At 67.7% G+C, this 15,863-nt stretch carries 10 protein-coding genes; 6 read left to right on the top strand and 4 right to left on the bottom strand.

The window, feature by feature from the left end; all coding sequences use genetic code 11:
- Positions 1–111: 111 nt before the first annotated feature.
- A complete protein-coding gene (locus FCU40_RS09200; RefSeq protein WP_168074499.1) occupies positions 112–3,126 on the bottom strand; it encodes a TonB-dependent receptor in 3,015 nt (1,004 codons plus the stop codon).
- Between the two features lie 521 nt (positions 3,127–3,647).
- Between FCU40_RS09200 and FCU40_RS09205 the strand changes: the two genes are divergently transcribed.
- From FCU40_RS09205 to FCU40_RS09220, 4 genes are read left to right on the top strand one after another with little or no spacing between them, the layout of a single operon-like run.
- Positions 3,648–4,868 (top strand): rhamnogalacturonan acetylesterase, encoded by a 1,221-nt coding sequence (locus FCU40_RS09205; protein ID WP_168074501.1) that lies wholly within the window; start codon positions 3,648–3,650, stop codon positions 4,866–4,868.
- 1 nt (position 4,869) lies between these two features.
- Complete coding sequence (locus FCU40_RS09210) at positions 4,870–5,826, top strand: alpha/beta hydrolase (RefSeq protein ID WP_241693578.1); 957 nt, start codon at positions 4,870–4,872, stop codon at positions 5,824–5,826.
- Positions 5,823–7,205 carry a glycosyl hydrolase family 28 protein gene (locus FCU40_RS09215; protein ID WP_168074503.1) on the top strand — a complete coding sequence of 461 codons (1,383 nt, stop codon included), beginning with the start codon at positions 5,823–5,825 and terminating at the stop codon, positions 7,203–7,205. Before FCU40_RS09210 ends, FCU40_RS09215 begins: the two co-directional genes overlap by 4 nt.
- The gene (locus FCU40_RS09220; protein ID WP_168074505.1) at positions 7,205–7,891 is read left to right on the top strand and encodes a DUF6250 domain-containing protein; all 687 of its coding nucleotides are present in this window, start codon (positions 7,205–7,207) and stop codon (positions 7,889–7,891) included. Before FCU40_RS09215 ends, FCU40_RS09220 begins: the two co-directional genes overlap by 1 nt.
- Here the strand turns inward: FCU40_RS09220 and FCU40_RS09225 are convergent.
- Complete coding sequence (locus FCU40_RS09225; protein WP_168074507.1) at positions 7,871–10,549, bottom strand: Tat pathway signal sequence domain protein; 2,679 nt, start codon at positions 10,547–10,549, stop codon at positions 7,871–7,873. The two genes, FCU40_RS09220 and FCU40_RS09225, sit on opposite strands and share 21 nt — an antisense overlap.
- 316 nt (positions 10,550–10,865) lie before the next feature.
- Here FCU40_RS09225 and FCU40_RS09230 point away from each other — a divergent pair, with 316 nt between their 5' ends.
- Positions 10,866–12,737, top strand: coding sequence for a rhamnogalacturonan lyase (locus FCU40_RS09230; protein WP_241693579.1), 1,872 nt, complete (start codon positions 10,866–10,868; stop codon positions 12,735–12,737).
- The gene (locus FCU40_RS09235) at positions 12,734–14,071 is read left to right on the top strand and encodes an oligogalacturonate lyase family protein (protein WP_004618396.1); all 1,338 of its coding nucleotides are present in this window, start codon (positions 12,734–12,736) and stop codon (positions 14,069–14,071) included. Before FCU40_RS09230 ends, FCU40_RS09235 begins: the two co-directional genes overlap by 4 nt.
- 136 nt (positions 14,072–14,207) lie before the next feature.
- On the opposite strand, the gene FCU40_RS09240 is transcribed toward FCU40_RS09235, so the two are convergent.
- Both FCU40_RS09240 and FCU40_RS09245 read right to left on the bottom strand, forming a co-directional pair.
- Positions 14,208–14,972 (bottom strand): rhamnogalacturonan acetylesterase, encoded by a 765-nt coding sequence (locus tag FCU40_RS09240; protein WP_168074509.1) that lies wholly within the window; start codon positions 14,970–14,972, stop codon positions 14,208–14,210.
- 110 nt (positions 14,973–15,082) lie between these two features.
- On the bottom strand, positions 15,083–15,844 hold the full coding sequence (locus tag FCU40_RS09245; RefSeq protein ID WP_004618392.1) for an SDR family NAD(P)-dependent oxidoreductase: 762 nt from the start codon (positions 15,842–15,844) through the stop codon (positions 15,083–15,085).
- Positions 15,845–15,863: the final 19 nt, after the last annotated feature.

A 15,863-nucleotide genomic window follows, 5' to 3' on the forward strand; every position in this document is an offset into this window, starting at 1 on the left:
GGTCCCATCGAGGACAGATCACCTTGCCGGCGATAGAGGTCATGGCGTTGTTAGGATCCAGGCGCGGGCCTTTCGACCCGCGCCTGGCGACCTTCGGGGGAGCGAAGGACTTTAGAAGGTGTACGAGGCGCCGAGGAAGAACTGGCGCCCCGTCACGCTGAACACCCGCTGGGCGCGGCGGACCTTGCCGCTCCACTGGTCCGCAGCCTGGTTGGTCAGGTTGAGCGCGTCAAAGGTCAGCTTCAGGTGGGGCGTCAGCTTGTACGAGGCCGACGCGTCGACATTGGTGGTGGCGTAGCTGCCGTTAGCGTCCGGCACTTCGGACTTGAACGGCAGGGCCGTCAGGTACTCGTCGCGATAGGCCACCGACACGCGGGCCGACAGTTTCTGGTCTTCGTAGTACAGGGTGGCGTTCACCGAGTGCGGCGAGACGTTCAGGAACTGGTCGTGGATCTGGGTCGCCGGCGTCGTGGCCGTGCCCGACGACAGATAATAGAGCACCGAGCTGTCCACATAGGTGTAATTCAGCATCGTGCCGGTGTTCTTCAGGAGGCCCGGCAGGAAGTGGAACGGCTGCTGGTAGTTGACTTCCAGGCCCCGGATATAGCCGCCCTGGGTGTTGCGCGAACGGGTGACCAGATAGGGCGTCGAGGCGTCCTGGCCGGCCGGCAGCAGGGCCAGCGGCAGGCCGGTCGTGCCGTAAGCCTCGGTCGTCGCGATCGTTTGGATCGAGCTCTCGATCTGCTTGTCGAAGAGCGCGACCGAGACGATCGAGCCTTCGGAGGGGTACCATTCCAGGCTCAGGTCGTAGTTCTTGGCGCGATAGGGATCCAGGAACGGGTTGCCGATCGAGGCCGATTGCGCGCCGAAGTTCGTGTTCACCGAGCCGCCGGGCGTCAGATTGCCGAAGCTGGGGCGGGCCATGACACGGGCCGCGGCGAAGCGGGCGACCAGGTTTTCCCGAAGGTCCAGGGCCAGGTTCAGAGACGGCAGCCAGTCGCTGTACTTGTGGTTCACCGTGATCTGCGAGGTCAGCGAGGTGTAGCCCGTGGCGTCCAGATCGGTCTTGACGTAGCGCACCCCGGCGTTGCCGCGCAGGCGATGGCCGCCCAGGATCTCGGTGTCGAAGTCGGCTTGCAGGTAGGCGGCGGTGTCCTTCTCCTCGACCGAGCGGTTGTTGCCCAGGGCCGAGTTGATGGCCAGGGTGAAGTCGCCGTACTTGTTGGCGCAGTTGCAGAGCAGGCCCAGCTTGTCGATGTAGGCCGAGACGTTCGGCACGACCCAGCCGGTGACCGAGCCAGCCGGCAGGCCCAGCTGTTTGCCGAAGCCCGTGACCTGCTCGCTCAGCGGCGCCGTGCCGGGGAAGTCGGCGGCGAACTGCGCGAAGTTGAACGGGATCGTGCCCGTGGCCGTCACGGCCGTGGAGCTGTTATTGGCGTAGAGGCGCTGCACCTGCTTGGACTGGAAGTCGAACGCCTTCAGCGACACGCCGCCCTTGATCGTGAAGACGTCGTTCAGGCGGTACTTGGCGTTGGCTTCGCCGGTCCAGAGCGTGTTGAACACCGCGGCCTTCACGACGCGGATGTCGGGCGTCAGGCCCGTGCCGGCATTGGTGAAGGTGACGTTGGCGGGGTTGGTGACGTCGTAGCCGTAGTTGATGTACGGGCGGCGGGCGTCGTTACGCGCATCCCAGATGTAGCCCGGCTTGTTGAAGCCGTCATAGGACATCAGCACGTCCCAGGGCTGCTGGAAGTCCGATCCCGAGTGGCCGACCTTGGCGTTGACGCTGAGGCGGTCGTTGAAGCGGTGGTCCAGGGTCAGGCCGATCTGGTGGGTCTTGGTGGTGGTCTGACTCTTTTCCTCGATGTGTTTGATGTCGACGTTGTTGATCTTCATGTAGTCGACCTGCCCGGTGTCTTGGACGTGCACGTCCATGATCTGGGAGTCGACCCGGCCGGCGAACAGCGGGAAGGCCGCGCTGGCGCCGTTGACGTTGCGGTTCAGCGAAGCGTTCGACAGGGCGTAGTCGGAGCGGTCCTGGTCGAACTGCGAGTAGACCAGATCCAGGGTCACGTCGGTCTTGTCGCTCGGCCGCCATTGCAGGCCGCCGGTCATGCCCAGGCGCTTCTGGTCTAGCTGGAAGCGGCCGAGGCCGGGGTTGCGGGGCAGGAAGACATTGGGCCGGTTGATCGCCGCATAGGCGGTCGGATCCGACGGCAGGCCCGAGAAGCACTGGCCGGCCGGACGGTTGCCCGAGCCCGACAGCGGATTCACATACGGGATGGGGGTGTTGATCACCGTGTTGCCGGATTGGCCGGCGACATTGGTCGCGGTGCCGCAGAAGCCGTTGTTCGCGTCCGAATAGTCCGACTGCGAGGTGTCGCTATAGCCCTCTTCCATGGCCTTGCGCTTGCTGTAGGCCAGGGAGAACAAGGCTCCGAAATTGCCCCAGGTGTCGCTGATCAGACCGGCGAAACGCGGGGCTTTGGTCTTGTTGTTGTCGTAGTAGGCGCCCTGCAGCGAGGCGGCGGCGCGGAAGCCCTTCTTGTCGAACGGACGGCCGGTCTGCAGGTCGACCGTGGCGGCCAGCGAGCCTTCGTCCATCTCGGCCGACTGCGACTTGCTGACGGTGACGCTGTTGAACAGCTCCGAGGCGAAGGTCGAGAAGTCGAAGCCGCGCGAGCGATTGATGCCGGCGACCACGCCGAGCGTCGAGCCCGTGGTGGCCGAATAGGCCTCGATGCCGTTGAGCGTGGTGCGGACGAAGTCGCCGCCCAGGCCCCGAACCGTGATGTTGCGGCCCTCCCCGCCATCACGGGTGATCGACACGCCTGGAATGCGCTGGATGGACTCGGCCAGGTTCGCATCGGGGAAGCTGGCCATGTCGTCGGCCTTGATCACGTCGACGATGTTGTTGGAGACCCGCTTGGTGTTGATGGCGCTGGTCAAGCTGGCGCGGAAGCCGGTGACCACGACCTCCTCGACCGCGGTGTTGTCTTGCGCGACTGGCGTCGGGGCGGTTTGCGCCGCCGCCGCGAAGGCCGTCAGCAGCGAAGCGCCGACCGAAAGCGCGAGCACCGAGCATCCCGTCCGCAAGGCGCCATTGTTCTTGGACTGCGAGCCCATGGTTTTCCTCTCCCTTGGCGGCCCCGCTCGCGCGCGGCCGTGTTGATCGTCCGGCCGCTTTGACAGCGGCTCGCCATTGGGAAAGACGGGCTTGGCCTATTGAGCCAACGCTAGAACGGAACTGCCCCAATCTCATATAATGAGAGATCATCCCAACTTGTAGGGAGAATAGCGTTGCTTTGGCGTTTATCCAGCCCAAATTGCGTTCAGCGCGCATTTATTGCGGATGAGCGACAACGACTTGGCCAGTGTCGGAGATGAATCCGGAAGCCCGCGACCTGCTTCTGGGCGGGGCGATGGGCCGGACGCATGACCGGACCCTTGCCTTGTCGCCGCCGCGCCGCTGCGAACGCCCCCTCGACGCCATCGGCCTGGAGCTTTGATGGACGACCGCTCGAGGAACGTGGAATGCGCCACATTAAGTCCCATATTTCAGGATATTGTCCTGTATTTTGGCATTGAACCCTTTCCGTCGCGGCGTTACCAAGGTCGCCGGACTCTGCACGCGAAAGGGAGGCGGCATGATCCTGGACCGGCGCACCCTGCTGGCTGGCCTCGTTCTCGCGCCGAGCGCCGCGCTGGCCAGGGAGGACGCGCCCGTGTGGGCCTTCGATTTCAAGACGCCCATCGGTCCTTATGACCCCGCCATCGGCCACGGCTTCGAGCCAGGCCCCGGACGCCTGTTCTCGGTCAAGGTTCCCGAAGGTGACTACCGCGTCACCCTGGACCTGGGCGGCGACAAGGCTTCGGAGACCACGGTCAAGGCCGAGTCGCGGCGGCTGATGCTGGAGACCGTCCGCGTCGGCGCGGGCAAAACCGAAACTCGCGTCATCATCGTCAATGTCCGCCGGCCGGAATTGACGCCGCCGCCGGCCAACGCGCCCGGCGGCAAGCGCGTGGCGCTGAACGCCCGCGAGGACGGCAGCTACGACTGGGACGATAAGCTGACCCTGGAGTTCTGCGGTCCCACCGCCGCCGTGCGCCGGCTGAAGATCGAGCCCGTCACCGTCCCGACCCTATTCCTGGCTGGCGACTCCACCGTCACCGACCAGCGCTTCGAGCCCGCCGCCGGCTGGGGCCAGATGCTGCCGCGCTTCTTCAAGCCGGACCTGTCGGTCTCGAACCAGGCCGAGTCTGGGGAGACCTTGAAGGCGTTCCTGATCGAGCGGCGGCTGGACAAGATCCTCGGCAAGATCAAGCGGGGCGACTGGCTGATGATCCAGTTCGGCCACAACGACCAGAAGTCCCAGTGGCCGCAGACCTATGTCGACGCCGCCACCACCTATCGCGACTATCTGCGCGCCTATGTTGGCGAGGCCCGCCTGCGCGGCGCGACGCCGGTTCTGGTCACCTCGATGCACCGCCGCAAGTTCGACGAGGCCGGCAAGATCGTGAATACCCACGGCGACTATCCACAGGCGGTGCGCGAGACGGCGAAGGCGCTGGGCGTCCCGCTGATCGACCTGCACGCGATGAGCGCGACCTTCTACGAAGCCCTGGGCCCAAGCGACGCCTGGAAGGCCTTCAATGACGGCGGCAAGGACGCCACCCACCATAATAATTACGGCGCCTATCAGCTGGCGCGCTGCGTGGTCGAGGGGATCCGGGCCACCATACCCGACCTCGCCGCTCATCTGGTGACGGATCTGCCACCCTTCGATCCGGCCAAGCCGCCCTCGCCCGACACCTTCGCCGTGCCCGCCAGCGCGACGTCCAGCCAGGAAACGCCCCGTGGGAATTAGAGTGGAAACCGATCGCCGCGCCCTGCTAGGCCTCGCCGCCGGCCTGATGGCGGCCCCTGCCCTCGCCCGCGCCACCGAAAGCCCGGTGGAAACGGTCGATCTCTGGCCCAGCGCGCCGCCCGGCGGCGAGAAGGTCACCGTCACCGAAAGCGTGATCCTCCGCACGCCCGGCGGCGATCCGAACGACACCGCCTTCCTGAACGTGACCCGGCCCTGGCTCACCATGCGGCGGCCGACCAAACCGAACGGCGCGGCGGTGCTGATGATCCCCGGCGGCGGCTATGTGCGCGTGGCGGTGGGCAAGAACGGCGGACCGATCGACTCTTGGCTCGCCAGCCTCGGGATCACCGCCTTCGTGATGGACTACCGCCTCCCCGCCGACGGCTGGGCGGCCGGTCCCGATGTCGCCCTGCAGGACGCCCAGCGGGCCATGCGCATGATCCGCGCCCGCGCCCCGTCTCTGGGTGTCGATCCGGCCAAGGTGGCGGCGATCGGCTTTTCGGCGGGCGGCCACGTCGCCGCGCGTCTGGCCACGCAGTTCGGCCGCGAGACCTACGCCGCGGTCGACGCCGCCGACTCGCTGCCGACCCGCCCCTTCGCGGCGGGCCTGTTCTATCCGGTGATCACCGGAACGCTCCCCTACGCCCATGGCCAGTCGGTGAAGGCGCTGCTGGGCGCGACGCCCACGGACGCCCAGCGCCTGGCGGTCTCGGCCGAGCAGCATGTGCCCGCCGACGCGCCGCCGACCTTCATCGCCGCCGCGGCCGACGACAAGGTCGTTCCGGTCGAGAACAGCGTCCTGATGTGGCAAGCCCTGCGCGCCCGCGGGATCCCCGTCGAGATGCACCTGCAAGAGGTGGGCGGCCACGGCTTTGGCCTTAGGGACCGTGACGGCGATCTGGCCCCGGCGATGATCGCGCTCAACGCCTTCTTCAAGCGCCACGGCCTCTACGCGTGAACCTCGCGACCGACGCCATCAACGCCGCCATCGTCGCCGCGCACGCGCGCGGCGGTGGCGAGGTCGTGCTGCCGGCGGGCCGCCACCTGTCGTTCTCGATCCGCCTGCTCAGCGGCGTCACCCTGCGGCTGGAAGAGGGTTGCGTGCTGGAAGCGGCCGACCCGGCCCGACACGGCGGCGCCTACGATCCGGCCGAGCCCAATCCGCATGACCTCTGGCAGGATTTCGGCCACTCGCACTGGCATAACAGCCTGATCTGGGGCGAGGACGTCGAGGATGTCGCCATCATCGGTCCCGGCCGCATCGACGGCGCCGGCCTGACCCGCGAAGGCCCCGGCTCCCGCTGGCGAAAGCAGGCCGGGGAGTTCCCGCTCAGCATGGCCGGTCTCTCGGCCGAGGCGATGGCCGAGCTGTCGCCGCGGGTCGAGGCCATGGCGGGCCTCGGCAACAAGGCCATCGCCCTGAAACGCGTCAAGCGCGCGCGGATCGAGGGACTGACGATTTCTCGCGGCGGTCACTTCGCGGTGCTAGCGACGGGCTGCGAAGACCTGATCCTGCGCGACCTCGTGGTCGACACCAACCGCGACGGCCTGGACATCGACGCCTGCCGCGACGTGCTGGTCGCGGGCTGCCGGGTGAACACGCCCAACGACGACGCCATCGTGCTCAAGAGCTCCCTGGCGCTAGGCGAGCCGATCGCGACAGAGAACGTCATCATCGAGCGCTGCGAGGTCAGCGGCTTCGATCTCGGCACGATGCTGGACGGGACCCTCGGCCGGACCCAGCAGGTCTCGCCCGACCAGGACCGCGTCACCGGCCGCATCAAGCTGGGCACGGAGTCCAATGGCGGCTTCAAGGACATCACCATCCGCGACTGCCGTTTCGTGCGCTCGCGGGGCCTGGCCCTGGAGGTTGTGGACGGCGGCACGATGGAGAACGTGGTCTGCGAGCGGCTGCATCTGCGGGAGGTGACCACCGCCCCGATCTTCCTGCGCGTCGGCGACCGGCGGCGCGGCCCGGAAGGCACGCCGCTGGGGGCGATGCGCAACATCGTGCTGCGCGACATCGACGCTTTCGACGTCCTGCCCGACTACGCGGCCACGCTGGCGGGTTTGCCGGCCTCGCCGATCCGGGACGTGACCCTTTCGAATATCCGCCTGTCCTATCGCGGCGGCGGCGGCGTGGGTTGGAGCGAGCGCCGGCCGGGCGACCTGCCCGACGCCTATCCCGAGCCCAGCATGTTCGGCCCGTCCCCGGTCCACGGCCTGTGGGCGAGGCATGTCGACGGACTGAGGATCGACAACCTGGCCATCGAGACCGCGGCGCCCGACCCGCGTCCCGAGCGCCTGTTCGAGAATGTCCGCGAGGTCGCCGCGTGATGCTCGACCGCCGCGCTCTGCTGGCGGGCCTCGCCGCCACGCCGTTCGCGAGCCAGGGCAAGCGCCTCTTCTCGGACGACTTCCGCCACGGCCTGAAGCGCTGGGCGGTCGAGGCCGAAAAGCCGGCGACGGTCACATCCAAGGACGGCGTTCTGGACATCGTGGCGCCAGCCGGCTTCACGGCCTGGTTCAAGCCGGAGCTGGTCGGTCCCATCGCCATCACCTACGAGGCCCAGGCGGTCTCGGTCGGCGGCGCGTTCGACCGGGTCAGCGACCTCAACTGTTTCTGGATGGCCCGCGAGGCCGACGGCGGATCGCCGCTGGACCACCCGCGCTCGGGGGCGTTCGCCGACTACGACACGCTGAAGACCTACTATGTGGGCCAGGGCGGCAACGCCAACACCTCGACGCGCTTTCGCCGCTATGTCGGGCGCGCGGGCGAGCGGCCGCTCCTGCCGCGCCACGACCATTCGGCCGCCGACGAGATGCTGACCCCCAATCGCTGGATCACGGTGCGTCTGATCGCCGACGGCGAACGCATCGAATACTGGAGCGACGGCCGGCGCTTGTTCGAGCACCGTGATCCCGCGCCCTATACGCGCGGCTGGTTCGGGCTGCGGACCACGCAGAGCCATCTGCGGGTCCGGAGCTTCCAAGTTTACGGCCTACTCCCAGCCGGGCGGTAGGGTCTCCGGCGCGGCGTCGCCGACCAGGGCCAAGAGCTCGAACAGGTTCAGCGCCCACTGCGACGACTGGTTTGTCGAGACATTGGCCATCTCGTCGATCGGCTTGAGCACCATGGGTCCTTCCACCCGACTGATCGGCGCGGGGCTGCCCTCCTGACCGCTCTTGGTCTTGGCCAGGAACTCCTTCCAGGCGCGCTGGGCCAGGGCCGGATCGTTCAGCTTCTTCGAGGCCCAAGCCGTCAGGCGCGCGTGCCAGACGGGGAACTCAAAAATCCGGTCCACGGCCTTGGGTCCCAACGCCGCCTGCCGCTCGGCCAGCGGCGCGTTGTAGAAGACGCAGAAGCGGGTCCAGGCCTTGGTCCAGGCCGGATCGTCGATCAGCCCGTCCAGCTCGAACACCAGCTCGGCCCCGCCCATGATCGTAACCAGGTGATAGCTGGTCGTGAACGCGGTCTTGGGATCGTAGAGCGTGGCGGTGGCCGGATCGTAGCCGAACGGCGGTCCCGAGAACATGCCGTTGGACGAGGCGGCGATGGCGTTCAGCCCCCTGACGATCTTGTCGCGCCATTTCGTGTCGCCGGTCCGCTCCCAGGCCGTCAGCCAGTTGCTGGCGAAGGCGAACCAATCCGGACCGGTGCGGGCCTGGGTCGGATAGTCGGTCTTTTCGGCCACCTTGCGGACCGGATTGACCGCCAGCAGCGCGTGGTCGGCGTCGACCAGACTGGCCATCAGGTCGCCGGTCCGCTCATCGGCGGTCAGGTAGTAGTAGTGGCGGCGCAGCAGCGACTGGCTGATCCGCGCCTCCTTGGCCCCGTCGCCCCAGTGGCTGACATTGTGCCGCGAGCCCAGACCCTTGAATGGGCCGAGATGATAGACGTCGACTTCGCCGGTGTGGCGGGTCATGGCCTCGGCCATGCGGAAGATGTCGGCGCGGCCCGTGCGCAGGAACGCGGTCCAGAGCCAGAGGTCGGGCACGAGCTCGCTATTGTCCCAAGCATAGCCTCCGACGTCGTAGCGCCAGACGTGCCGGTCCTGGTCGTAGGTGTGCATCACGTCGCCGTGGTCCCAGAACCCGTACCAGCGTCGCTGCTCGATCTCATGCTGGTAGAAGTCCAGCAGACGCTCGTGGGCGGCCTCCAGCTTGGCTTTCACCGGGGTGGAGCGATCGATCGGCGCCCAGACGCCGAACACGCCGCAGGTGTGGTAGTAGGCCGGCGCGCCGACCGGCAGAGGCGGTTCGGCGGTGGTTCGCGCCATGCCCGACAGCGCCTCGCGCGTGGGCGTGGCGGCCACTGGCCACAAGAAGATCTGGTTGGTGCGCGCGACGCCCAGCGGCGTCGAATGGCCGGCCTCGACGTCCTCGTACTGGATCTCCAGCCCGTGGGCGCGGTCGCTGTAGTGGCGCAGGTCCATGGCCTGGGCCTGGGGCGACCATAGCCAGAGCGTCACGGTGGCGGCGTCGGTCGTGGCGCCCTCGATCTCGAGCCCCGTCGGATGGCGCTGCCAGAAGTGGCGCAGGCCGAAGGCGACCCCGCCCGAGACGCCGCCGACATAGCCGAAGCCAGGCGAACGGCCGCCATGATCGGCGCGCAGCCAGCTGCTCTTGGCGTTCGTGCGCTTGTCGATCGCGAAGGCGTCGGCGTCGCCCTGGAACAGGCGGTAGCCATCCCAGGCGGGCACGGTGGCCAGCTGGTCGCGGGTCTTGGCGTCCATCGACGCCAGGTCGGGCGCGCGTTCGCCGCGTAGCTGGTCCTGGAATTTGCTGGCCAGGGCGAACTTGACCGGCTGCCAGCCAGGGATGTTGCGAACGGCCTCGCCCCACATCCCCTCGCCTTCCCCAGCGAAGCGCACATGCCGGTTGTGCGGCTCGTCGGTCAGCGGGACGTCGAAGCGGATCCCCAGGCCGGCGATGAAGTCCTTGTTCCCGTCGCCGTCGAATACGAAGCTGTGGGTCAGGGTCAGCCGCCCCTCGGCGTCGATCGCGACGCGGACGGTGAACGGCAGCCAGTCCCGCCCCGCGCCGCGATGCTTGCCCTCGAAACGCACCACCGCCCGCACCGGACCCCGTTGCTCGACGGCGACCGTATCGATCACGCCCTCGAAGACCTGGGTCTCGCGCGGCGCGAGATCGCCCGGCGGCAAGGTCTGGTTCAGGCAGACGAGCCGTCCGCCGCGCAAGGTCTCGCGGCCGGCCAGGCTGACGCTCTCGATCAGATGGCCGCCGGCGCGAGCGAAACGGCAGACCAGATCGCCGGCGGCGACCTCGATGCGCTCCGGCGTCTCGCGAACCTGGACGGGTTTGGCGGGCGCGATCGGCTTGCCGGGCTTGACCTGGAAGCCTTTAGCCGGCGCGCCCGAGATCGCGTGGCCGGTCCATTTCAGCGACCCGTCGGGCCAGTAGGCCAGCGGCCAGCTTTGCAGCGGCAGCGCCTGTCCATCCGGTCCCGCCGCCGTCAGCGGCGTCTTCGCCTTGACCGTCGCGCGCGGCCAAGGCGTTCCCCAGACGGCCGCGCCCGGCGCCCGGGGCGGAGCGTCGCCCAGCCAGTGCAGGTCGGCCAGGACCGGCGGGGACTTGGCGGCCCGCGCGGCCTCCGGAGCGACGGCCGTGAGCGCGAGGCTCGACACCAGCACGCCGCGACGCGTCGCTCCCTTGATCACGCGAACGCTCCTTAGCGCTTCGGGCCGCCAGCTCGCGCAAGCGCCCATTATGAACACAGACACTCTAGTGTCACATGTTGAGAGATCAATGCATTTTATGGGAAGACACCATGTGGGTTTCGTGATGTAACCTTCAGCGATCCTGAGCGGGCTCCGATGCTGGCCCGCCATAGAGAAGCCGAACGGCGCAACCCGGGATCGCTTAGGGCTTTCGAGGGAGGACGCGCTCATCACTCCAACGGCAACAACACTCACGGCCGCCGCCTGCGCGATCGCGCTGCTGGCGACCGGCGCAACCCAGGCCGCCCCGCGCTGGATGGAATCGCTGGATCGCGGCGTGGTCGCCGCGCCCGCCGTGGGCGGTGGCGTCCTGGTCAGTTGGCGGCTGCTGGGCGACGACCCGGCGGGGGCGGCCTTCAACCTCTACAAGGGCGGCAAAAAGCTGAACACCGAGCTTCTGACGGGCGCCACGAACTTCGTCGACAAGACGTCGGGCGCGGGCGGCTACACCGTGCGCCTGGTCAGCAAGGGTAAGGAAGGTCCGGACAGCAAGCCGGCCCAGGTCTGGACCAACGGCTACCTGTCGATCCCGATCGAGCCGCCGCCCGGCGGGGTCACGCCGACGGGGGAGGCCTATACCTACACCGCCAACGACGCCAGCGTCGGCGATCTGGACGGCGATGGCCGCTACGAGATCATCCTGAAATGGGACCCGACCAACTCGAAGGACAACGCCTTCGGCGGCTACACCGGCGACGTCTATCTCGACGCCTATACCTTGGAAGGCAAGCGCCTGTGGCGCATCGACCTGGGCCGCAACATACGGGCCGGGGCGCACTACACCCAGTTCCAGGTCTATGACTACGACGGCGACGGCAAGGCCGAGGTCGCCATGCGCACCAGCGACGGCACGATCGACGGGACCGGCAAGGTGCTGGGCGATCCCCACGCCGACTGGCGCGCGACCGTCGGCGAGCGTCCTCAGGCCGACCACACCGGCGCCGAGGTCAAGGCCGATGGGACCAAGGTCGCCAAGATCCAGGGCCGGATTCTCAAGGGTCCCGAGTTCCTGACCATCTTCGAAGGCGCGACCGGCAAGGCCCTGGTCAGCGCCCCCTACGCGCCGCCGCGCGATCCGCGCACCGATGCGCCCACCGTGGCGCAGATGACGGAGATCTGGGGCGACGGCTACGGCAACCGCTCCGACCGCTTTCTGGCCGGCACGGCCTATCTCGACGGCCAACGGCCCAGCATCATCATGGCCCGTGGCTACTACGGCCGCTCGACCATCGCCGCCTGGGACTTCCGGGACGGCAAGCTGACCCAGCGCTGGCTGTTCGATAGCGCCGCGCCGGGCAACGAGGCCTATGGCGGCCAGGGCAACCACCAGCTCAGCGTCGCCGATGTCGACGGCGACGGTCGTGACGAGATCATCTACGGCTCGATGGCGATCGACGACAACGGCAAGGGCCTGTGGAGCGCTCGCCTCTTCCACGGTGACGCCATGCATGTCGGCGACCTTGATCCCACCCGCCCGGGCCTGGAGAAGTTCGGCGTCCACGAGGAGATGAAGAACAACGGCGGCATCGGCGCGGCCATGCTGGACGCCCGCACAGGCAAGGTGCTGTGGAGCACGCCGTCGGACCATGACGCCGGGCGAGGCCTGACCGCCGACATCGACCCGCGCTTCCCGGGCGAGGAGGCTTGGGGGGCGAACCAGGACGCGCTCTACACCGCCCAAGGCAAGGTCATCGAGGGCGTCAAGCACCCCCGCCAGACCAACTTCGCCATCTGGTGGGACGGCGACGACCTGCGCGAGCTTCTCGACAAGAACCAGATCAGCAAGTGGGACTGGAAGACCGGCCAGTCCGTGCCGCTGCTGACCGCCGAGGGCGTGCTGTCGAACAACGGCACCAAGGCCACGCCAGCCCTGTCGGCCGACATCCTGGGCGACTGGCGCGAGGAGGTGATCTGGCGGGCCGAGGACAACAAATCCCTGCGGATCTACGAGACGCCCTACCCCACCGAGCGCCGCCTCGTGACCCTGATGCACGATCCCCAGTACCGCGTCTCGATCGCCTGGCAGAACACCGCCTACAACCAACCGCCGCACACCAGCTTCTATCTCGGCCAGGGCATGAACACCCCAACGCCCGCGGCCATCGTCACCCGGAAAGCGTCCCAATGAAATCGTTTCTGATCGGCGGCGCGGCCGCCCTGCTGCTGGCGAGCGTCGCCAGCGCCCCCGCGATCGCGCAAGACATGCAGACGGCCGCCAAGCCCGGCGCGCCCGAAGCGCCCCTGGAGTGGATCGATAAGACGACCGGCCACCGCATCGTGCGCCTGTCGCGCGAGGGCGGCAGCTCCAGCCTCTATTTCAACTACAACGCCTATACGCCCAAGGGCGACCGCCTGGTCTTCTCGTCGCCGACCGGCATCACGGCCATGGACCTGAAGACCCGGGCGTTGACCAAGATCGTCGAGGGCAAGGTCCGGCTGCTGTTCGTGGGTCGCAAGACCGGCGCGGTCTATTACGAGCAGAACCTCACCGCCGACCCGATGGGTCCCAAGGCCGTGATGGCCACCGATCCCTACACCAAGGCCACGCGCCAGGTGGCCAAGATGGATCGCGGCAGCTTGCAGACGATCAATGCCGACGAGACCCTGCTGGCCGGGGTCGCGGTGCGCACCGACGTGCCGATCCCGCCGAACCTGGCCGACGCCCTGCCCAAGAACCCCGACGACGTGAAGAGCGCCGATGGCAAGGAGCTTTCCTACGCCGAGGGGCGCGAGGTGCAGCTGAACGCGCGTCTCGACAGCCGCATCCCGATGGAGATCTTCACGATCAACACCGTGACCGGCGAGCGTAAGGTCGTGCACCAGGCCACGGACTGGCTGAACCACCTGCAGTTCTCTCCAACCGATCCCGGCCTGCTGATGTTCTGCCACGAGGGGCCCTGGCACAAGGTTGATCGGCTGTGGCTGGTCCGGACGGACAAGGCGGGCGACACGCCGGTCAAGATCCACACGCGCACCATGAACATGGAGATCGCCGGCCACGAATGGTTCAGCGCCGACGGCAAGACCGTCTGGTACGACCTGCAGACCCCGCGCGGCGAGGACTTCTGGGTCGCCGGCTACGAAATCGCCACGGGCAAGCGCACCTGGATGCACCTGGAGCGCAATTCGTGGTCCGTCCACTTCAACAGCTCGCCGGACGGCAAGCTGTTCGCCGGCGACGGCGGCGACAGCGAGATGGTCGCCCATGCGCCGGACGGCAAGTGGATCGTGCTGCTGAAGCCGCGCGCCATCCCGGACGTCGCGGGCATCCACGCCCCCGGCGCGGAGGCCCTGATCCATCCGGGGGTGCTGGACGCCGAGCGCCTGGTCGACATGCGAGGCCACGACTATCGGCTGGAGCCGAACGTCAACTTCACGCCGGACGGCAAGTGGCTGGTGTTCCGCTCCAACATGTGGGGCGCGAACCAGGTCTATGCGGTGGAGATCGCCAAGGCGCGGTAGTCTCCGAGCCCTTCCCCCTTTATGGGGGAAGGGTTGGGATGGGGGTGGCCGCTGAGCCGATCACCTGCCGACGGCGCTCGTCATCTGGCGCGGCGCCCCTCCCCTTAGCCCTCCCCCATCGAGGGGAGGGAATGGTTCAGGGACAGGTCGGTCCGCCCAGCTTGGCCTGGTTGTCCAATGGCGCCGGATGGACGTGGCGCGAGATCGGCAGCTTCAGCTTCGAAAGGCTGGTCGCGACCAAGGCGGCGCCCAGACGCGCGCCTTGCTCGTTGATGTGGGTGTCGTCATGTACGCCCTCGGGATAGCGGGCGATGTGGTCGTAGGGTTCGTATTGCAGATAGAGCTGGCGCGACGCCAACCGCCCCCTCGCCTTGAGCGCCGCCATCATGTCGCCGTCGAGATCGACAAGCGGGACCTTCAAGTCGGCCGCGACCCGGTGGATCGTCGCGGCGTAAGGACCGTGCGCGTCCTTGGGTTCGCCGTTCTCCCACATCCAGCGCGCGATCGGGGTGACCAGGACGGGCGTCGCCTGCTTGGCGCGCGCATCGGCCACGAAACGTCGTAGATTGACCTCATAGGCGCCGTTCGGATCCGTGAAGCGGACGATCTTCTTGGTGTCGGCGTCGTTGTGGCCGAACTGGATCAGCACGGTGTCGCCGGGACGCAGCTGGGCGACTAGCTGGTCCCAAAGGCCTTCCTCGATGAAGGTCTTGGTCGAACGGCCGCCGCGCGCCAGGTTCACGACCTCGACGGTCGGATCCAGGGAGCACTTCAGCACCATGCCCCAGCCCATCTGCGGATACTGCGACGGGCTATAGTTGGCGGCGGTCGAGTCGCTGGCGATGACGATCCGTGGCGAGGTCGAGGCGATGGCGGCGGCCAGAGCGAGGGCGGCGATCATGACTTCAGCTCCGCGAGGATAGAGCGGTTGACGTCGCGACGTCCTTTAGCGCCCGTTGGCCCGCCGCCTCGCGGCGATCCGTCGGGGACGACGCGATCATCGTCAGCCCGCTACTGCAGGTTCACGAAGGCGCCGCCGTCGACCAGCAGGGCCGCGCCGGTGACGTACTTGGCCAGGTCCGAGGCCAGGAACACGATCGGGCCGGCCAGGTCGTCTGGCTCGCCCAGACGGCCCAGCGGGATGCGGCCGGCCATGTATTCGCGCTTGGCGACGTCGGCCAGGTCTTCCTTGTTGATCGCCGTCTCGATGGTGCCGGGCAGCACGGAGTTGCAGCGGATGCCGTATTTGCCGAGCGCGATCGCCGTCGACTGCATCAAGCTGTGCACGCCGGCCTTGGTTGGGGTGTAGTGGGTCTGCATCCCGCCGCCGACAAGGGCGCTGATCGACGAGACGGCGATGATGGCGCCGCCATGGCCTTGGCGGACCATCTGATTGGCCGCCGCCTGGACCATGTAGTAGGCGCCGAACAGGTTCACCTTCATCGTCCGCTCCATGACCTCGGGCGGCATGTCGAGGAAGGCGTGGAACGGGCAAATGCCGGCGTTGTTGACGAACACGTCGATCTTGCCGAACGCGTCGACGGAGGCTTGAACGAAGGCGCTGGCCGTCTCGACTTGGGCGACGTCGCCCTTCACGGCGATGGCGCGGCGGCCCAGAGCCTCGATCTGGGCGACAGCGTCCGCGGCGCCGGCCTCGTCGGCGTGGTAATTGATGGCCACGTCCGCGCCGTGCTGGGCGCAGCCGATCGCGGCGGCCTTGCCGATCCCCTGCGAGGCGCCGGTCACCAGCACCACCTTGTCCTTCAGCAGCATCCCTAACCCTTTTTGTTAC

It is taken from the genome of Caulobacter sp. SSI4214, assembly GCF_012184455.1.
GTDB classification, from domain to species: Bacteria; Pseudomonadota; Alphaproteobacteria; order Caulobacterales; family Caulobacteraceae; genus Caulobacter; species Caulobacter vibrioides_E.